We start from the raw sequence: 18,421 nt of genomic DNA on the forward strand, positions 1-18,421 counted from the left end.
AGTGTCATGCCGGCCCCGTCATCCCCGGAGCAGCCGCCGACCGGCGACGAACTACTCACCCGGCTGTTGCTGGAGAAGTACGAGCCGATCGCCATCATCGGCATCGGACTGCGGATGCCGGGCGGGAACGACGACCGGGAGTCCTTCGCGGACTTCCTGCGGGCCGGATCCGACGGCATCGGTCCGATCCCGCCGGACCGCTGGGACGTGACCGCCTTCGCGACCACCGACCCGACCGCACGAGGCAAGATCCGTACGGCCGGCGGCGGTTTCCTCGACGGGGTGGACCAGTTCGACCCGGCCTTCTTCGGGATCTCGCCGAAGGAGGCCGGTTACGTCGACCCGCAGCAGCGGTTGGTGCTGGAGACCGCCTGGGCCGCGCTCGAAGACGCCGGACTGGACGCGGGCGCGTTGCGGGGCGGCAACGGCGGCGTCTACGTCGGCATCAGCTCGGCCGACTACATGGTGGCCGCCGGTGCGCTGCCCGACGAGGCGATCGACGGTTACCTCGGCGCCGGTACGTCACACAGCGCCGCCGCCGGCCGGCTCTCGTACTTCCTCGGTTGGCAGGGTCCGTGCGCCAGCGTCGACACGGCCTGTTCGTCGTCGCTGGTCGCGCTCGACATGGCGGTACGGGACCTGCGTCAGCGGCAGTGCGACATCGCCCTGGCCGGCGGGGTCAACCTGGCCATCCACCCGCAGGCGCACATCGTCACCACGCAGGCCAACATGCTGGCGCCGGACGGCCGGTGCAAGACCTTCGACGACAGCGCGGACGGGTACTCGCGCAGCGAGGGCAGCGGCATGCTGGCGCTCAAGCGGCTCTCCGACGCCCGCCGGGACGGTGACCGGATCCTGGCGCTGGTCCGGGGCTGCGCGATCCGGCAGGACGGGGAGAGCGGCGGGCTGACCGTACCCAACGGCAGCGCCCAGCAGCGGGTGATGCGGGCCGCCCTGGCCAATGCGGCGCTGACCCCCGGCGACATCCAGTACGTCGAGGCGCACGGCACCGGGACCGCGGTCGGTGACCCGATCGAGGTGGCCGCGATCGCGGGCGTCTTCGCCGACTCGCACACCCGGCAGGCGCCGCTGCTGGTCGCCTCGGTCAAGACCAACATCGGCCACGGTGAGCCGGCGGCCGGCGTCAGCGGTGTCATCAAGGCGGTCCTCCAACTCGACGACGGGCTCGTCTACCCGCACCTGAACATGCGTACGCCGTCGACCCGGATCGCCTGGGACGAGATCCCGCTGGCGGTGCCGACCCGGATGCAGCGGTGGCCGGCGGCAGGCGTACGCCGTGCCATGGTCAACTCCTTCGGTTTCGCCGGCACGATCGCGTCGGCGGTGCTGGAACAGGCGCCCGAGTTCGCCGACGCCCGACGCTCGGGTGCCGCCGCGCCCGGATCCGCCACCGGTGAACCCGTCGAACCGGACGTGCACGTGTTCACCCTCTCGGCCAAGACCCGCCGGTCGCTCGGCCTCCAGATCGAGCATTACCAGCGCTTCCTCGACCAGCACCCGGACCTCGACCCGGCCCGGTTCTGCCACGCCGCCAACGTCGGCCGCACCCACCTGCCGGTACGCCTGGCCGGGGCGGTGTCCAGCCGCGCCGACCTGGCGAAGCTGCTCACCCGCCCGGCCGAGGAACCCCGGCAACTGCGCCAGGTGGCGTTCCTGTTCAGCGGCCAGGGCAGCCAATACCCCGGCATGGGCCGGGAGCTGTACCGGCGGCACCGGAGCTTCGCCGACCCGGTCGACGAGTGCGACGCGCTCTTCGCCCCGTACCTGGACGGTCGCAGTATCGCCGGGCTGATGTTCGGCACCGACCCGGACGCAGCCGACCTGCTCGACCAGACCCGCTACACCCAGCCGGCACTGTTCACCCTGGAGTACGCCCTGGCCGCGATGTGGGCCTCCTGGGGCATCCGGCCGGACGTGCTGCTCGGGCACAGCATCGGCGAGGTGACCGCCGGTGCGGTCGCCGGGATCTTCACCCTGCCGGACGCGGTCCGCCTCGTCGCCACCCGGGCCCGGCTCATGCAGTCGGTGCGCGCACCGGGCGGCATGGTGGCGGTCCGGGCCCCGGCCGAGGAACTGCGGGCCCTGCTCGCCGGGCGGACCGACCTGTCCCTGGCCGCCCTCAACGGCCCCGACCAGTGCGTCGTCTCCGGTGAGCTGACCGCCCTGGACGGGTTCACCGCGCAGCTGACCGAGCGGGGACTGCGGGCCAAGCGGCTGCCGGTCTCCCACGCGTTCCACTCGCCGCTGATGGACGAGGTGCTCGACGAGTTCCGGGCCGCGCTGGACGGCATGGTGTTCGCCGAACCGGAGATCACCCTGATCTCGAACCTCACCGGCGGGGTGGCCGCCCCGGAGACCGTACGGGACCCGGACTACTGGGTACGGCTGATCCGCGAACCGGTGCTCTTCGCCGACGGCGTACGGACGATCGCCGCTCGTGGGGCGCACGCCATGCTGGAGATCGGACCCGCCCGGACCCTGGTGAACGCCGCCCGGACCTGCGTACCGGCGGCCGAACACCGGTGGCACGCCTCGCTCGAACGCGACGACGCACAGGCCCGCGCCAGCCGGGAGACGGTGGCCGCCCTCTACACCGCCGGGCTCCCGGTCTCCTGGCGCGGCTTCCACGACGGCCGACCCGCGCCGCACCTCACCCTGCCCGGCTACCGGTTCGACCGGCGACGGTACTGGATGCCGCCGGCCCGTCCGGTCGAGTCGGCGACCACCGCCCACCCCCTGCTCGGCACCGAACGGTCCACACCGGAACAGTTGGCCCGAGGAGAGCGGGAGTTCGCCGGCACGGTCGGCCCACAGACACCCCGCTACCTCTCCGACCACGTCGTCGGCGACCAGGTCGTCTTCCCCGTCGCCGGGTTCGTCGAGGTGGTCGTCGCCGGGCTGGACGCGGTGCACGGCGAGGTCACCCGGCTGGTACGCGACCTGCGGGTCCACGAGCCGCTGCTGCTCGGCGAGGAACCCAGCACCCTGATCACCCGGATCCGGCCGGGAGCGGACGGGGGCGACGAGGTCGAGGTGCTCAGCTCGACCGACCAGTCCGGGCTGGAACGGCTGCACATCAGCGCCACCGTCCCGGCCTCCGACGGTGTGGACACCGAACTGCTCGCGCACGGCAACCGGCTGCGTACCGAGACCGAGTCGGTGACGGGGACGGATCCGGAGGCGCTGGCGCGGGTCGACGCGCTCTACGCGAACCTGTCCGCGAGCGGGCTGCACTACGGTCCCGAGTTCCGGCGGGTTCGTTCGCTCACCCCGTACGGCGAGGAGATCGCGGTCGCGGACATCGCCGGTCCCGGCGGGGTCCCGGCTGAGCACCTGCCACCGCCGATCCTGGACTCGGCGTTGCAGACGACGCTGCTGGACTGGACCCTGCGCGCCGGAACCGCCGGTCAGGGGCCCGGACTGCCGGTGCGTCTCGGCTCCTTCCAACTCCTGCGCCGGCCCCGGGGCCGGCGGTTGCGCAGCGTCGTCCGGCTGGTGCCGACCGATCCCGCCTCCGGCATCGACGCCGTCGCGACCGTCGTGCTCAGCGAGGGCGACCGGGTCATCTGCGTCCTGCACGACCTGGAGTTCCGCCGGATCAACCAGTCGAACGTCAGCCGACGCCGACTGTTCCACCGGGCGTCCTGGGTGGAGCGGCCGTTGCCGCCGGCCGGCGCCGGGTCACGGCACGCCGTCCTGCTGCACGCCGGGACCGCACCGGCCGTCGACACCGCGACCACGGACACCGGTACGCGGGTCGACCTCGTCGACCACCTCGCCGATCTGCCGGACCTGCTCGCCCAGCGCCCGACCGACGTGTTCTGGTGCTGGCAACCGGAAACCGTCGACGGCCCGAACGGTCAGCCGGAGTCCGCCGACGGCCCGAACGGTCAGCCGGAGTCCGCCGACGGCCCGAACGGTCAGCCGGAGATTGGCGACGGCCCGAACGGGCTGGCCCGGGAGTTCCGGGGCCGGTACACCCGGCTGCTGGACCTCGTCCGCCTGCTCGAACAGCACGGGTTCGGGCCGGACCAACGGTTGTGGCTGGTCACCAGCGGCGGGCAGTGGCTCGCCGGCGACGACGCCGGTGACGAGCGACGCCTGGCGGCGGCGACCGTGTGGGGGTTCGGTGCGGTGCTCGCCAACGAGTACCCGAACTACCGGGTCACCCTGCTCGACCTGCCGCCCGGTACGGCACCCGACCCGGACCTGCTGCTCGCCGAGAGCCGGGCCGGCGAGGCGGAGGAGTTGCAGGTCGCGTACCGCGACGGGCGGCGGTTCGTCCGCCGGATCGAGGTGCACGAACCGGTCGAGCCGTCCGCTGTCGAGCCGTCGGCCGGGCAACCGGCACCGATCGGGTCACCAGCGAGCCGGGCACCGGTTGTCGACTCGGAACACACGTACCTGATCACCGGCGGGTTGGGCGGCCTGGGCCTGGCGACCGCCCGTACCCTGGTCGGTCTCGGTGCCCGGCACCTGGCCCTGGTCGGCCGGCGGACGCCGGAGGCGGCCGAGCTGGCCGCGATCCGGGCCGACCTGGGACCGGAGGTGTCGGTACGCGCCCACGCCGCCGACATCGCCCGACCCGACGACGTCGAGGCCCTGTTCAAGGCGCTGCCGGAGGACGGCCCGCCGCTCGGCGGCCTGGTGCACGCCGCCGGGGTGCTCGCCGACCGGCCGGTCACCGCGCTGACCTGGGAGCACATCGAGACGGTGTTCCAGGCCAAGGTGTACGGCAGTTGGCTGCTGCACCAGGCCACCGCCAAGCTGCCGCAGCTGCGTTTCTTCGTCGGCTACTCGTCCAGTTCGAGTGTTTTCGGGCAGGCCGGGCAGGCGAACTACGCGGCCGGCAACGCGTTCCTGGACGCGCTCATGCACTCGCGGGTGGCGCTGGGGCTGCCCGGCATAGCGATCGACTGGGGTCCGTGGACCGAGGTCGGCATGGCCGCCGGGCTGAGCGAGCAGCGCCGGGCCTCCTTCACCCAGCAGGGCATCGGCTTCATCCAGCCCGACGACGGTCAGCGCGCGCTCGCCACCCTGCTGTCGCAGCCGGAGCAGCCGACGCAGGAGCCGGCACAGCAGCCGATACCGCAGGTGATCGTCGGCGAGTCCGACTGGACGACGTTCGCCGCGACCCGGCCGCTGCCGAACGCGCTCTACGAGCTGGTCGCCCGGAGGGCGGCGCACACCGTACGGACGGTCGACGTCGAGGCGCTGCGGGCCCTGCCGGCCGCCGAACGTACGGCACTTCTGGTCGAGCTGGTTCGGGAGACGGTCGCCGGGGTGCTGCACTACGACACCGGCGACGAGATCCCGCTCGACACCCGGTTCACCAACCTGGGCCTGGACTCGCTGGCGGCGGTCGAGGTGAAGAACAAGCTGGAGGCGGCGCTGCGGGTGCCGCTGCCGGTCTCGGTGACCCTGGACCACCCGGCGGCCGACCTGCTCGCCGAGTTCCTCGCCGGCCACCTGCAAGGCGACGAGCAGATCACCGCCGGCCGGTCCGGGCCGGATCTCGACGACGCCGACGCGCAACTGGCCGCGCTCAAGGAACTGGGCGCGTGAAGGCGTACATCGAGTCGCTGGAGCCGCTGACCAGGAGCCAGCTGATCCTGCTCCTGGCCCGGCAGCGGCAGGCCGAGACCGAGGGCCTGGCGGTGGTCGGGGCGAGCTGCCGGCTGCCCGGCGGGATCACCGACCCGGACGGCTTCTGGGCCGTGGTGGGCGACGGTCGGGCGGTGCCGACGGAATCCGCCGACGTGCCGGTGGACAGCCTCGGGCAGCCCCGGTGGAACCTCGCCGCCGACGATGTCGCACCCTTCGCCGACCTGCTGCGCAGCGGCGGATACCTGGACGACATCGACCTGTTCGACGCCGCCGCCTTCGGCGTCCCGGAGCAGGAGGCGCGTTACCTGGACCCGCAGCACCGGCTGCTGCTGACCGAGACCGGCCGCGCCGTCGCCGACGCCGGGCTCGGCGACCTGCGCGGCCGGCGGGTCGGCGTCTTCGTCGCGTCGACCCCCTCCGAGTACGGGGTGGCCGGTGTCCGCAACGGCGTACCCGACGACGAGTTGTCCGGCTGGATGAGTTCCGGGGTGGCACCGAGCGCGGCCGCCGGACGGATCGCGGTCGCCCTCGGGGTCAACGGTCCGGCGCTCACCGTCGACACCGCCTGCTCGTCCGCGCTCGCCGCACTGCACCTGGCCGGTGTGGCACTGCGGCGCGACGAGTGCGACGTGGCGATCGTCGGCGCCGCCCACCTGGTGCTCTCCCCGTTCACCACCGCGGTTTCGGCTCGGGCGGGGATGCTCTCGCCGACCGGCCGCTGCCGCCCCTTCACCGCCCGCGCCGACGGTTACGTCCGGGGCGAGGGCGGCGTGGTCCTGGTCCTGGTCCGGGAGCGGGACGCGCGCGCCGAGGGGCTGTCGCCGTACGCGTTGGTCCGGGCCAGTGCGTTGCACCAGCACGGCGGTCGGGCGATGCTGGTCGGTACGTCCGCGACCGGCCAACAGACCGCGATCCGGGACTGCCTGGCCGCGGCCGGGGTGGAGCCGGCCGAGGTGGGCTACGTGGAGGCGCACGGCAGCTCCGACCAGGCCGCCGACGCCGTCGAGATGGACGCGCTGGCCACCGCGTACGGCCGGCAGCGGGCCGACGCCCCGCCACTGTTGGTCGGATCCGGGAAGGCCAACATCGGCTACCTGGAGACGGCAGCCGGGGCGACGGGGCTGCTCCGTGCGGTCCTCGCCCTGCGTCACGCCACCGTGCCCGGTCAGCCGGACTTCGCCGACCCGTCGCCCCGGATTCCGTGGTCCCGGCTGTCGGTCAGCGTGCCGACCGCCGGCACACCCTGGCCGGTCACCGGGCGGCGGCTCGCCGGGGTCAACGCGTACGGCTTCACCGGCACCAGTGCACACGTGCTGCTCGAAGCGGCGGCGCAACCGCGACCCGACCGTCCGGCCCCACTGCTCGCCCCTGGCCGGCGGCACTGGCTGGACTCGTACACCTGGCACTGACCGTTCCTCATCGGCGCACCTGGCACCGACCGTCCGGAAAGGTATCGCGTGACCACTACCCTGACCGCCCGAACGGGGCAGACGTTGCAGGACAGCGTGGGGCGGCACGCCGTGGACCGGCCGGACCACCCGGCGGTGGTCTGCGGCACGACCGTGCTCGGCTACGGCGAGCTGCACCGGCGTGGTGGCGCCACCGCCGCCGCGCTGGCCGCCGCCGGGATCGGTGCCGGCTCGCGGGTGGCGCACTTCGGCCGGGACTCGGAGCTGTACTACGAACTGCTGCTGGGCTGCGCCCGGCTCGGTGCCGTGCTGGTGCCGATCGACTGGCGGCTGACCGGGCCCGAGGTCGACCATGTGCTGCGCGACTCCGGCAGCGAGCTGGCGTTCGTCGAGCCACGGCTGACCGATGTGGTGGCCGGCATCGCGGCCGGGCTGCCCCGGTTGCGCGCCACGGTGCCGCTGGCCGCCGACGAGTACGCGCGGTGGCGGGACGGCGACCACCCGACCCCGGACCCGGCCGCCGGTCTGGGGCGGGACACTCCGGTGCTACAGGTCTACACCAGCGGTACGACCGGCGCCCCGAAGGGCGTGGTCCTCGCCCAACGCACCTTCTTCGCGATCACCGAGCTGCTGGCCGAGCACGGGTTGGACTGGATCGACTGGCGGGCCGACGACCGCAGCTTGATCGCCCTGCCCGGTTTCCACATCGGCGGGATCTGGTGGCTGACCCAGGGGCTGAACGCCGGTGTCACCAACGTGGTGCTGCCGGTGTTCGACAGTGAGCGGGCGGTCGAACTGATCCGTGAACTCGGCATCACCACGACCTGCCTGGTGCCGGCGATGCTCCGGTTGGTGGTGGACGAGCCGGGCGTCACCCCGGCCGACTTCCGTTCCGTACGGAAGGTGGTCTACGGCGGTTCGCCGATCAGCGACGCGCTGCTCCGGCGCTGCCTGCACATGTTCGACTGCGAGATGGCGCAGATCTACGGGCTCACCGAGACCGGCAACACGGCGGTCTGCCTGCCGCCGACGGAGCACCGCCCGGACGGTACGCGGCTGGCCGCCGCCGGCCGTCCCTATCCGGGCGTCGGGCTGCGGGTGGTCGACACCGACGGTACGGATGTGCCGGCGGGCGAGGTCGGCCAGGTGCTGCTGCGTACCCCGGCGCGGATGGTGGAGTACTGGAACCAGCCGGAGAAGACCGCCGCGACGCTGGTCGACGGGTGGATCCACACCGGTGACGCGGGTTTCGTGGACGACGAGGGTTACCTGTTCATCCGCGACCGGATCAACGACACGATCATCGTGGGCGGCGAGAACGTCTACCCGGCCGAGGTGGAGAACGCGATCAGCGGACATCCCTCGGTGGTCGAGTCGGCCGTGGTCGGTGCCCCGGACGCGACCTGGGGCGAGCGGATCTGCGCGTTTGTCGTGGTACGGGCGGATCACACGCTCACCGCACCCGAGTTGACCGCGTTCCTGCGCGAGCGGCTGGCCCAGTTCAAGATCCCGACCAGTGTCGATTTCGTCGACACCGTACCCAGGACACCCAGCGGCAAGATCCTCCGGCGAACCCTCCGGGACCGCCTGTGGGCCGGCCGGCAACGCAAGGTCAACTGAGGGGAGCATCATGGCGATCAGCTTCGCGGCTCGGGCCGCACTCAACTTCAGCCGCTACCAGCGTCGGACCGAGTTCTACGCGTGGCGTGGCGACCATGCCGCGAACCTGCTCCGGGTACGGCAGCCCAGCGACCCGTTCCCGCTCTACGAGCGGATCCGCGAGCAGGGGGAGCTGTACCGCAGCCGGCTCGGCGTGCTGTGCACCGTCTCCCAGCCGTTCTGCCGCTCGGTGGTCACCGATCCCCGGTTCGGGGCGTTGCCGCCGGCACCCGGCCGACCCGACTGGACGATGGCCGACGACGACCAGGACCGGCTGGTGAACCCGATCGAGCGGTCGCTGCTCTCGCTCAACGCGCCGGACCACACCCGACTGCGCAACCTCGTCTCGTCCTGGTTCACGCCCCGGGCGTTGCGGGCGCGGGCACCGCAGATCCGGGCGATCATCGGGCGGCTGCTCGACGACATCGCCGACCGGGGCGAGTTCGACCTGGTCAGCCAGGTGTCGAAGTACGTGCCGTACGAGATCCTGCGGGAAATGATGAACATTCCGGTGGGGGGCGACCGGGACCGGCAGATCTGGTGGGCGAGCGTGCTCGTCAACGCCGTGGACGGTCCGCACACGATGACCGAACGCCGCAACGTGCGTACCGCCCTGGTCGAGATGACGGCGTTCTTCGCCGCACTGGTGGCGCAGCGTCGCAAGGCACCGGGTGACGACCTGATCAGCGAGGTGGTCCGGGACACCGACGACGACGGGGAGGCCGTCGCCCTGCTCGGTCTGGTCTTCATCGCCGGGCAGCCGACCGCCGCCTGCCTGCTGAACAACTGCGTACGCCTGCTGCTCGAACATCCGGAGCAGAAGGACCTGCTGCTGGCCGATCCCGACATCGCCGCGAACGTGGTCGAGGAGTCGCTGCGTTTCGACCCCTCCGGGCGGCTGATCGTACGGTTGGCCGGCGAGACGGTGACGGTTCGCGGACAGACCGTTCCGGCCGGCTCGATCCTGATCCACTTCATCGCGGGGGCGAACCGGGATCCGGGCGTCTTCACCGACCCGCACCGGTTCGACGTGACCCGCCCCAACAGCCGCGAGCACGTCACCTTCTCCGGCGGGGCGCACCACTGCATCGGAGCGGGCCTGGCCCGGTTGCAGGCTGAGATCATGGTGGGTGAGGTCTTCGCCCGCTTCCCCGACCTGCAAATGGCGGGGCGGCCCCGGATGGGCGCGACCCGAGGGCACCGGAGCCCGACCATCCTGCCGTTGCGGGTCGGCCGGACCCGGTCCGTGCCGGGCCTGAGCCGGAACGGGTGACGGGTGCGCGCCGACGAGGTCCGCCAGCGCTACACGACGCCGCTCACCGCGCCCGCGTACGCACCGGCGATTCCCCGGTTCACCAACCGCGAGTACCTGAACATCTACTACCGCACGGACTTCGAGGCGGCCCGCGCGGTGACACCGGAACCGTTGCTGGTCGAGGACCCGATCGTCCGGTTCGAGCTGATGAAGATGGGCGACGTGACGGCGTACGGGCCGTACGTCGAGGCGGGTCAGGCGATCGCGGTCAGCTTCGACGGTGAGCGGGGCGAGTACCTGAGCTCGATGTACGTCGACAACTTCCCGGCGATCGCCATCGGTCGCGAGATCAACGCCTATCCGAAGGTGCTCGGCTCGCCCCGCCTCTACGTGGACCAGGCGGCCCTGGTCGGCACCCTCGACTACGGCTCGCTGCGGGTGGCGACCGCGACGATGGGCTACAAGCACCACGCGTTGGATCCCGACGAGGCCCGGGCCAGCGTCACGATCCCCACCTTCGCGGTGAAGTTCGTCGTCGGCTACGACGCCACGAAACGGGTGTGCGAGCTGACCCGGACCCAGATCGAGGACGTGACCATCGTCGAGGCGTGGACCGGGCCCGCCCGGCTGCAACTGTTCGAGCACGTCCTCGCCCCGCTGGCGGACCTGCCCGTACGCGAGATCGTCTCGGCCACCCACATCGTCACCGACCTGAGCCTCGGCCCCGTACGACCGGTCTACGACTACCTCGCCGGGGACGGGTAGCCGGCCCGGCCGGGGTCAGGGAGCGGTCAGGATGACCGGGCCGGCGGCGGTGACGGCGATGGTGTGCTCGGCGTGGGCGGCCCGGCTGCCGTCGGCGGTGGCGATCGTCCAGCCGTCGGCAAGGGTGCGGCAGCGGCTCGATCCGCTTTCGAGCAGCATCGGTTCGATCGCGATCACCAGTCCTTCGGCCAGCACCATGCCCTGGTTGGCCGGGCCGGTGTTCGGCACCGAGGGTGCTTCGTGCATGGCGGTGCCGACCCCGTGTCCGCCGAGGCCGTCCGGCAGGCCGTACCCGGTTTCGCGGGCGACGGTTTCGACGGCGTGCGAGATGTCGCCGATCCGGGCGCCGACCGTGGCGGCGGCGATGCCGGCGGCGAGGGCCCGGTCGGTGGCATCGGCGAGCCGCCGGGCGGCGGCGTCGATCTCCCCGACGGCGACGGTGATCGCCGAGTCGCCGTGGTAGCCGTCGACGTACGCGCCGCAGTCGATGGAGAGCAGGTCGCCCTCGGCCAGCACCCGGCGGTCCGGGATGCCGTGTACGACGTTGTCGTTGACCGACAGGCACAGCACGCCGGGGTAGGGCATCGGTGCCCACGAGGGGTGGTAGTTCAGGAAGGACGGCTTGGCCCCGCCGCTGGCGATCAGCCCGGCGGCGAGTTCGTCGAGATCGATGAGGCGTACGCCGACGCGGGCGGCGGCTGCGACGGCGGCCAGGGTGGTGGCGACGATCCGTCCGGCCTCGCGCATCGTGGCGATCTCGGCTTCTGATTTGAGCACAACCATGCCTGGTATTTTAATACTAGGATTACTATCCAGGCCATGGTTCGTACACCGCTGACCGAGGACGAACGGGAACGGGGACTCGCACTGGGCCGGATGCTGCAACGGGCCCGGGGCACCCGCAGCGCCGCCGAGGTGGCGCTACGCGCCGGCATCTCCCTGGACACGCTCCGCAAGATCGAGCGGGGCGCGATCCCCACCCCCGCCTTCTTCACCGTCGCCGCCCTCGCCGACGTTCTCGACCTGGACCTCAACGACCTGGCCGACGCGCTCGCCATGCCGCCCGTACGCCGCCTGCCGGACCGGCTGGCCTCGTAGCCGCGTTCAGACGAAATGAACGCGGTCGAGTGAACCGTCCGGCTGGACGAGCGTGAAATGTCCGTCGGGGGCCAGGTCGAGCATCAGTGCGGCCAGTCGCAGGGCCCGGTTCAACGCATCGGTACGCGTATCCCGCTGGACAACCGCAAGTCTGGTCAACGCCGCCTCGGCTGCCGGAGTCAGGTTGACGGTGATCTTCGTCAGCTCGGTCATCGGGACCTGCGGATCGGCACCCAGCCGAGAAACCGCTCGTAGAGGGCGCGCGGTTCGGGTGCGGTGTCCGGGTTGAGGGTGTGCAGGTCGGTCATCGCCTGCTGAAACTGGGTGGCAAGGTAGCAGCAGAGACTTATTTCCTGCCCCCGGTAGCCTCCGATCAGCCGGAGCCTGCTTTCGGCGCACGGCCACGGCATCGCGTCGAGTCGACAGATCCACATCGGCCGCATCGGCACGTGCAGCCCGAGGTCGTGTGCCGAGGTTCCGTGTCGTCCCGTCAGTGGTTCGGGTAGGGCGCGACGGTGTACAACCAGCGCCAGGTCGCGACCGTCGAGGTCACCGGGAAGCAGTTCGACGGCGAGCAGGCTCAACCAGTCGCCCTGCCAACCGATCGCGCCCGGCGGGACGTGCTTCACCCGTACCCGGAGGTCTTTGCCACCGGTCGACGGATCGGGACTGATCAGATAGTCCCCGGCGGCCAGGTCCAGGATGTCTCCCACCCGCACCCGAAACGTCCCACTCACCGCGACCGCCCCACCCGGTACGCCGTCAACTGCCCGAGCGTGAAGATCCTCGGCTGGTATTCGGCAGTTGGCGCACTGTGCCACGCCGGGCTGTGGCGTTCTGCTACCCCCATAGGGGCACTGAAACGCCACAGCTCGGCCGATTGTCCGGTCCCCTGCTCGATGATCTTTCGTGATCGGGGTCGACGGATGATCCACCAATCGCGAATGGTCCTGAACATCGCACACCTCCTGCTCCGTATTGGATGCGGACCACCCCGGGGGATAGGGAAGGCCGGGGTGGTCCACGCGGTTCCACCCGTCTTTTTCGCAGTGCGCGATCGGGTAGCCGGATTCGGGTGGTCCCGCCTGATGACAGTCTGGATAGGACTGCACTACTGTCGATACCCTCACGCACTGTTTGCGCTGGTCAAGCGATGATGTGCGTAGTGGTGCGTGGGACGAGTAGTTGCCGAGGGAATCCGAGTGGAGGTTGAGTAGATGGGCGCGGCAATTGATCTACTGGTTGACGAACTGTTTGCGGCACGCACGTCCCGAGGCCTGACCCAGGAAGAGTGGGCGCGTCTGGTCAAGTTCTCACCAACCCACGTCAGCTCCGTCGAGACCCGACACCGACCACCAACCACCGACTACGTCACTGCCGTCGATACGGCATTCGAAACCGGCGGGGTCTACAAACGCCTCTTGGTCAAACTCACCAGTTTCGAGGCTGAGCCGGTTTGGCTTCGGGACTGGCTCGACCATGAGCAGAAGGCAACACTCCTGCGCTGGTTCGAGCCGCTTTACCTACCGGGCATGTTGCAGACGGAGGCGTACGCGCGAGCGGTGCTGCGGGATGCGCGGATGAGCCGCGAGACGGCCGAGGAGCTGTTGGCATCCAGGCTGGAGCGGCAGGGGGCTCTCAAACGCGACTCTCCGACGAGATTCGTCTTTGTGATAGACGAGACGATCCTGCATCGGCCGATTGTGCAAGGTCGACCGGAGGCGATCAGGAGCGACTCGCTCCCCAGAGCGCAATCCATCGAGCTGATCAAGAAAGCGGTGAAGGCATGGACGACATGACGGGTGCGAATTGGCGTAAGTCCAGCCGCTCCGGGGTCAACGGTGGGTCTTGCGTAGAGGTGGCCGACAATCTCCCTGGGCGCGTCCTGGTGCGGGACACCAAGGATCGTGACGGCGGCACCCTGGCCTTCGGGCCGCAGGCGTGGCGCGCGTTCGTCGGCCTCGCAAAGCAGCACTGACCCTCTTCGACTTCACGCCCTCGCACCGCCTCGGTGTGGGGGCGTTGCTGTGTCTGTGGCCCGTCCCTGACGCCGTTGATCTAGGGCATATACGTGTTTGATGATCTCCGATCACCCCCATTTGCCCTAGATCGCGAGCGAGTGCGGGTGGGGCGTTGCTGTGTGGGCTGTTATCGGTGCGGGGGCAGTGGGGTGGTGAGTGACTGTTTGCGGTAGTAGAACCAGCCGAGGGCGCAGCCCACGGCGGCGATCAGGCCGGCACCGCCGCCCCTGGTCAATGCCAGGAACACGGTGACGTACGGGCCGGAGCCGTTCAGGTAGGCGGGGCGGGCGGCGAGCAGGCCGCCGGCAACCGTGGCGAACCCGATGAGGGCCCATGCCGCGCCTGCGACCAGGGGCGGCATCGCCGCAGGAGCGTCGCTGCGCGGCTGGCGCGTACTCGTGAACCACCAGTGGCCGCACCAGACGACCAGGGCTGCCGCGCCGAGCATGGTGCTGAGGTACTGCACCCAGCGGTAGCCGGGGATCCCGGCGTGGATCCCGTTCAGCCAGGCGATGTGCGTCGGCCCCCAGGCGGGGACGTGGGTGAACGAGTCCCAGCCGACGTGGGTCGCGGCGCCGACCGCCAGCGAGGCGCCGAGCAGCGCCAGCCGGCGCAGGCTTCGCAGGTGGAAGAGGAGCCCGCGCGGCAGCCGGGGATCGAGGCGATTCCGTAGCGCCGCCGGGGCGATGGCGATCGCGAACGGCGCCAGCACCGCCTGCCACACCCCGAAGGCCAACCCTCCCAGGAGTACGTCCACGGTCAGCGCCCCGGTCAGCGTGTGGGTGGTGCTCCCGGAGAACCTGAGCGGGACGAAGTACGGCAGGTCCGGTGTCATGCTGCCGATGATCAGGGCGGACGGCACCAGCCCGGAGCGCAGGAACGGCAGTACGGCGGCGGGGTGGCTGCCGGTGAACGGCATGGTTCCTCCGATCCGCGCGGTGGTACGTGGCCGGTCTGCTCCAGCTAACCGCCACGGGCCCGGCGCGGTGCGCCGAACCGCCGCCGTCAGCCATTCGTGAAACGGGCGAAATAACTCAATCAGCCGGAATTGTCGACGGCTGCACCGTACCGTCTGAGTCATCGCCCACGTTGTTCGCCGCGCCTGGTCGATCGGCCGCCGGGTGCGGCAGCATGGACGGGTGCATGAGGGTACGGCCGAGAAGTGCGCCGAGCTGGCCGGGTCGCTGGCCGGCGGCGGTGTCGTGGTGCTCAGCGGGGCGGGGCTCTCCACCGACTCGGGGATCCCGGACTACCGGGGCCCGAGCGGCGCGCTGGTGCGCACCAGCCCGATGACGTACCAGACCTTCACCGGGGATCCGGTGGCCCGGCAGCGCTACTGGGCGCGCAGCTTCCTCGGCTGGCGGCGGATGGCCCGGACCCGCCCGAACGCCGGGCACCGCGCGGTCGCTCAGTTGCAGCGGCGGGGGCTGGTGACCGGCGTCGTCACCCAGAACGTGGACGGGTTGCACCAGGCGGGCGGCGCCGACCGGGTGATCGAGTTGCACGGCAGCCTGGCCAAGGTGATCTGCCTCGGCTGCGGCGACGTGACCTCGCGGGCCGAGCTGGACCGGCGCCTCGGCCTGGCGAATCCGAGGTTCGACGCGGAGGCGACCGCGGTCAACCCGGACGGCGACGTGGACCTGTCGGACCGGGAGGTGGACCGGTTCCGGATGGTCCGGTGTACGGCGTGCGACGGCGACACGCTCAAGCCGGACGTGGTCTTCTTCGGCGAGACGGTCCCCGCCGACCGGGTACGGGAGTGCTTCGACCTGGTGGAGAACGCCCGGATGCTGCTGGTGCTCGGGTCGTCGTTGGCGGTGATGTCGGGTCGCCGGTTCGTCATCCGGGCGGCGAAACTCGGCATCCCGGTGATGATCGTGAACCAGGGGCCGACCCGGGGCGAGACGTACTCCGCGCTCACCATCGACGCCCCGCTCGGTGTGGTGCTGCCGGAACTCGTCCGGCTCTGCCCGGAGCCGCTGACCGTACGGCTGCCGGCCGGGACCGGGCCGGCGACCCGACCCGTGGCGAGCTGATCCCGGGCGTACCCGAAGTGTGAGTTTTTGTCGTCTCTGCGCGTCCTCGCGGTGCGGCCGGGCATGCTGCAAAGGGAACGGCCCCCGAAGGAGGCGCAGCGTGCCGGACTACGACGACGACTGGACCGACGACCAACGCGGCCTGTACGACGAGTGCTACTCGATCGGGCACGACTGGGCGACGGACCAGGACACCTCCGCGGACGACCTCCAGCAGGTGCTGAGCCTGGCCGACGCGGACGAGGACGATCTCGGTGACGTCGAGCTGGACTATCCGCCACTGGTGGACGCGGTGGCGGAGGCGACCGGGGAGACGACCACCAGTGTGACCGCCGACCCCGCCGATCCCGCCTTCCGGGGCTTCGTCGACGGCGCCCGCGACGGTGCGGCCGAGGACGTCTTCGGCCTGTGAGCAGGTTTCCATGATCCCGGAGAGTTCGGCCTATGGCGAACCGAACTCTCCGGGATCATGAGGGAGCGGGGCTAGGCGGTGAAGAGGTCGGCGATGATGACGGTGACGTTGTCCGGGGCGCCGCCCTGGTGGGCGAGCTTGACCAGTTGTTCGGCGCACTGCTGGGGCTCGGCGTACCGGGCCAGCGCCTCGCCGATCGCGTCGTCGTCGATCACGTCGGAGAGGCCGTCGCTGCACAGCAGCAGCCGGTCCCCGGCCACCACCGGTACGACCACGGTCGCCGGGACGAGTTCGCCGCCCTGCACCGCCTGCGTGATCAGCGACCGCTGCGGGTGCCGGTGGGCCTGCTCCGGCGTCAACGCGCCCCGGTCCACCAACTCCTGGACGAAGGTGTCGTCCCTGGTCAGCTGGTAGAAGTTCGGGTCGCGGGCCAGATAGCAGCGGGAGTCGCCGACGTGCAGCACGGAGAGCCGGTCGGCGATCAGCAGCACGGCGGTGACCGTGGTGCCCAGACCGGTTCGGCTCGGGTCGGAGCGACCGGTCTCGGCGATCTGCTGGTTCGCGGCGAGGAGCGCCCCGGTGAGTGCCGTGGTGGGGTCGCCGTCGATCGGGCCCCGGTCCAGCGGTAGCAGGTTCCGGATCACGATTTCGCTGGCGACCTCGCCGGCCGGTTGCCCGCCGACGCCGTCGGCGACCACGAGCAACCGTTCGCCGGCGTGGGCGGCGTCCTCGTTGTTCGTGCGGACCAGGCCGGGATCGCTGACGATCGCGGTACGCAGGCGCAGGTTCATGCCGTGCAGCATGCCAAGCGGAGCACCGAATCGTCTCTACGCACTGTTGCGTAGGGTTGGTCCATGATGCCGGTCCCCATGGTCGGGCGCGTCGGTGAGCTGACCGAGCTGACCCGCGCCTGGTCCAGCCTGGCCGGCTCGGGCACGACGACCCGCCGTACGGTGGTGATCACCGGGGCGGCCGGAGTGGGCAAGAGCCTGCTGCTCGCCGCCGCGCTGGACGGGTTCGACGACCCCCGGCCGAGCACCGTGCTGTTCGGCACCGCGCGGGTGCACAGTCCGGCGCCGTACGACTGGCTGGCCGCCGTGCTCAGCGGCCGGGACACCACCGGTCTGCCGTTGCCCGCCGACGCACTGGCCTGGCTGGCCCAGCACCCCAACGCACCCCGTGAGCGGTACGCCCCCGGCACGCTGCTCCGACTGGCGGTGGCGACCGTACGGGCGCTGGTCGGGGCGGGGCCGGCGGTGATCGTGGTCGAGGACCTGCACGCGCTCGACCCGGCGAGCCTGAACCTGATCGGCGAGTTGGCCGCCGCACCGGAGTTGCCGGCGTTGCTGATGGTCGCCAGCCGGCCACCGGAGACCGCGCTCGCGCCGGAGCTGGCCGCCCGTACGCTGGCCCGGCTGACCGGTGCGCCCGGTGCCGTACGCCAGCACCTCGGCGCGTTGACCGCCGACCAGGTGGCGGCGGTGCTGGCCCAGGTGTACCCGGACGGGCCAGTGGACCGGGACCTGGTGGAGGCGGTGCGGGAGCGGACGGGCGGGAATCCGTACCGGCTCACCGAGCTGCTCGCGACGCGGGGCGGGCACGGGCCGGAGGGTCTGGTCCGGGAGCCGCTGCCGGAGCACCCGAGGTTGCCGGCCGAGCCGATCGGTGCGGAGCTGGCCGGTGCGGAGCTGACCGCGCGGGAGATAGAGGTGCTCGGCTGTCTGGCCGCCGGGATGTCGAACAAGCAGGTGGCGAGATCATTGGGCATCTCGGTTCGGACGGTCACCGTGCACGTGTCGAATCTGCTGCGCAAGACCGGCACCGCGTCGCGTACGGAAGCGGCCCTCTGGGCGGTACGCCGACAGTTGACCGGACCGACCCAGCCTGTCTGACCAGCACCACTGTGGCTAATTGATCAATTTCCCCACCCTTGACGCGTAGGACATCATTGGCAGATAGGACTGGGCCCGTGAGAGGGGGTGGTCGCCATGATTCGTGGCGCCACTGTAGAAAGATCATTTAATCCCTGGGCTGGCCAGCTTCTTTGCTTGATTCACTGACCTGGTTCCGGGTCGCATTCGCGCCGAACCTTGATCGATAATCACCTGCTTCGCGGGTCTCCGGCGTACCTGGAACCA

The 18,421-nt window shown here is 71.0% G+C and carries 16 protein-coding genes; 11 read left to right on the forward strand and 5 right to left on the reverse strand.

Annotated elements, in window-relative coordinates:
- The first annotated feature begins 6 nt into the window (after window positions 1-6).
- Genes ACZ6QQ_RS13980 through ACZ6QQ_RS14000 form a run of 5 tightly spaced genes read left to right on the forward strand, consistent with a single transcriptional unit; the run spans window position 7 to window position 10,716 of the window.
- On the forward strand, window positions 7-5,586 hold the full coding sequence (locus ACZ6QQ_RS13980) for a type I polyketide synthase (protein ID WP_465876443.1): 5,580 nt from the start codon (window positions 7-9) through the stop codon (window positions 5,584-5,586).
- Window positions 5,583-7,037 (forward strand): beta-ketoacyl [acyl carrier protein] synthase domain-containing protein, encoded by a 1,455-nt coding sequence (locus tag ACZ6QQ_RS13985; RefSeq protein WP_465876444.1) that lies wholly within the window; start codon window positions 5,583-5,585, stop codon window positions 7,035-7,037. The genes ACZ6QQ_RS13980 and ACZ6QQ_RS13985 overlap by 4 nt, the downstream gene beginning before the upstream one ends.
- 48 nt (window positions 7,038-7,085) lie before the next feature.
- Window positions 7,086-8,657 carry a long-chain-fatty-acid--CoA ligase gene (locus ACZ6QQ_RS13990; RefSeq protein ID WP_465876446.1) on the forward strand — a complete coding sequence of 524 codons (1,572 nt, stop codon included), beginning with the start codon at window positions 7,086-7,088 and terminating at the stop codon, window positions 8,655-8,657.
- A 10-nt stretch (window positions 8,658-8,667) separates the two neighbouring features.
- A complete protein-coding gene (locus ACZ6QQ_RS13995; RefSeq protein ID WP_465876448.1) occupies window positions 8,668-9,969 on the forward strand; it encodes a cytochrome P450 in 1,302 nt (433 codons plus the stop codon).
- Window positions 9,970-9,972: 3 nt separating this feature from the next.
- Complete coding sequence (locus ACZ6QQ_RS14000; RefSeq protein ID WP_465876449.1) at window positions 9,973-10,716, forward strand: acetoacetate decarboxylase; 744 nt, start codon at window positions 9,973-9,975, stop codon at window positions 10,714-10,716.
- A gap of 15 nt (window positions 10,717-10,731) precedes the next feature.
- On the opposite strand, the gene map is transcribed toward ACZ6QQ_RS14000, so the two are convergent.
- Window positions 10,732-11,499 carry a type I methionyl aminopeptidase gene (gene map / locus ACZ6QQ_RS14005; protein WP_465876450.1) on the reverse strand — a complete coding sequence of 256 codons (768 nt, stop codon included), beginning with the start codon at window positions 11,497-11,499 and terminating at the stop codon, window positions 10,732-10,734.
- A gap of 36 nt (window positions 11,500-11,535) precedes the next feature.
- On the opposite strand from map, the gene ACZ6QQ_RS14010 reads away from it, so the two are divergent.
- On the forward strand, window positions 11,536-11,814 hold the full coding sequence (locus ACZ6QQ_RS14010) for a helix-turn-helix domain-containing protein (RefSeq protein ID WP_465876451.1): 279 nt from the start codon (window positions 11,536-11,538) through the stop codon (window positions 11,812-11,814).
- Window positions 11,815-11,820: 6 nt separating this feature from the next.
- On the opposite strand, the gene ACZ6QQ_RS14015 is transcribed toward ACZ6QQ_RS14010, so the two are convergent.
- Together ACZ6QQ_RS14015 and ACZ6QQ_RS14020 are read right to left on the reverse strand one after the other, a co-directional pair.
- A complete protein-coding gene (locus ACZ6QQ_RS14015) occupies window positions 11,821-12,027 on the reverse strand; it encodes a hypothetical protein (RefSeq protein ID WP_465876452.1) in 207 nt (68 codons plus the stop codon).
- Window positions 12,024-12,551, reverse strand: a complete 528-nt coding sequence (locus ACZ6QQ_RS14020; protein WP_465876454.1) for a hypothetical protein — start codon at window positions 12,549-12,551, stop codon at window positions 12,024-12,026. Before ACZ6QQ_RS14020 ends, ACZ6QQ_RS14015 begins: the two co-directional genes overlap by 4 nt.
- A gap of 480 nt (window positions 12,552-13,031) precedes the next feature.
- On the opposite strand from ACZ6QQ_RS14020, the gene ACZ6QQ_RS14025 reads away from it, so the two are divergent.
- Complete coding sequence (locus ACZ6QQ_RS14025) at window positions 13,032-13,613, forward strand: Scr1 family TA system antitoxin-like transcriptional regulator (RefSeq protein ID WP_465876455.1); 582 nt, start codon at window positions 13,032-13,034, stop codon at window positions 13,611-13,613.
- A complete protein-coding gene (locus ACZ6QQ_RS14030; RefSeq protein WP_465876795.1) occupies window positions 13,610-13,792 on the forward strand; it encodes a DUF397 domain-containing protein in 183 nt (60 codons plus the stop codon). Before ACZ6QQ_RS14025 ends, ACZ6QQ_RS14030 begins: the two co-directional genes overlap by 4 nt.
- A 170-nt stretch (window positions 13,793-13,962) precedes the next feature.
- Here the strand turns inward: ACZ6QQ_RS14030 and ACZ6QQ_RS14035 are convergent, their stop codons facing one another.
- A complete protein-coding gene (locus ACZ6QQ_RS14035) occupies window positions 13,963-14,754 on the reverse strand; it encodes a DUF4184 family protein (RefSeq protein ID WP_465876457.1) in 792 nt (263 codons plus the stop codon).
- A 220-nt stretch (window positions 14,755-14,974) separates the two neighbouring features.
- Between ACZ6QQ_RS14035 and ACZ6QQ_RS14040 the strand changes: the two genes are divergently transcribed.
- Together ACZ6QQ_RS14040 and ACZ6QQ_RS14045 are read left to right on the forward strand one after the other, a co-directional pair.
- A complete protein-coding gene (locus ACZ6QQ_RS14040) occupies window positions 14,975-15,871 on the forward strand; it encodes an NAD-dependent protein deacetylase (RefSeq protein WP_465876459.1) in 897 nt (298 codons plus the stop codon).
- Between the two features lie 100 nt (window positions 15,872-15,971).
- Complete coding sequence (locus ACZ6QQ_RS14045) at window positions 15,972-16,283, forward strand: hypothetical protein (protein ID WP_465876461.1); 312 nt, start codon at window positions 15,972-15,974, stop codon at window positions 16,281-16,283.
- Window positions 16,284-16,354: 71 nt separating this feature from the next.
- Here the strand turns inward: ACZ6QQ_RS14045 and ACZ6QQ_RS14050 are convergent, their stop codons facing one another.
- Window positions 16,355-17,074 carry a PP2C family protein-serine/threonine phosphatase gene (locus ACZ6QQ_RS14050; protein ID WP_465876462.1) on the reverse strand — a complete coding sequence of 240 codons (720 nt, stop codon included), beginning with the start codon at window positions 17,072-17,074 and terminating at the stop codon, window positions 16,355-16,357.
- Between the two features lie 63 nt (window positions 17,075-17,137).
- Between ACZ6QQ_RS14050 and ACZ6QQ_RS14055 the strand changes: the two genes are divergently transcribed.
- Window positions 17,138-18,175: a helix-turn-helix transcriptional regulator gene (locus ACZ6QQ_RS14055; RefSeq protein ID WP_465876463.1), complete on the forward strand. Its 1,038-nt coding sequence runs from the start codon at window positions 17,138-17,140 to the stop codon at window positions 18,173-18,175.
- The last annotated feature ends 246 nt before the right edge of the window (window positions 18,176-18,421 follow it).

This window comes from Micromonospora sp. NPDC049529, from assembly GCF_055586685.1.

Excerpts from the sequence above, each read along its gene's own strand:
- ACZ6QQ_RS13995 (WP_465876448.1), top strand. The coding sequence starts at position 8,668 with ATGGCGATCAGCTTCGCGGCTCGGGCCGCACTCAACTTCAGCCGCTAC.
- ACZ6QQ_RS14050 (WP_465876462.1), bottom strand. The coding sequence starts at position 17,074 with ATGAACCTGCGCCTGCGTACCGCGATCGTCAGCGATCCCGGCCTGGTC.
- ACZ6QQ_RS14025 (WP_465876455.1), top strand. The coding sequence starts at position 13,032 with ATGGGCGCGGCAATTGATCTACTGGTTGACGAACTGTTTGCGGCACGC.
- ACZ6QQ_RS14035 (WP_465876457.1), bottom strand. The coding sequence starts at position 14,754 with ATGCCGTTCACCGGCAGCCACCCCGCCGCCGTACTGCCGTTCCTGCGC.
- ACZ6QQ_RS14030 (WP_465876795.1), top strand. The coding sequence starts at position 13,610 with ATGACGGGTGCGAATTGGCGTAAGTCCAGCCGCTCCGGGGTCAACGGT.
- ACZ6QQ_RS14055 (WP_465876463.1), top strand. The coding sequence starts at position 17,138 with ATGATGCCGGTCCCCATGGTCGGGCGCGTCGGTGAGCTGACCGAGCTG.
- map (WP_465876450.1), bottom strand. The coding sequence starts at position 11,499 with ATGGTTGTGCTCAAATCAGAAGCCGAGATCGCCACGATGCGCGAGGCC.
- ACZ6QQ_RS13980 (WP_465876443.1), top strand. The coding sequence starts at position 7 with ATGCCGGCCCCGTCATCCCCGGAGCAGCCGCCGACCGGCGACGAACTA.
- ACZ6QQ_RS14010 (WP_465876451.1), top strand. The coding sequence starts at position 11,536 with ATGGTTCGTACACCGCTGACCGAGGACGAACGGGAACGGGGACTCGCA.
- ACZ6QQ_RS14015 (WP_465876452.1), bottom strand. The coding sequence starts at position 12,027 with ATGACCGAGCTGACGAAGATCACCGTCAACCTGACTCCGGCAGCCGAG.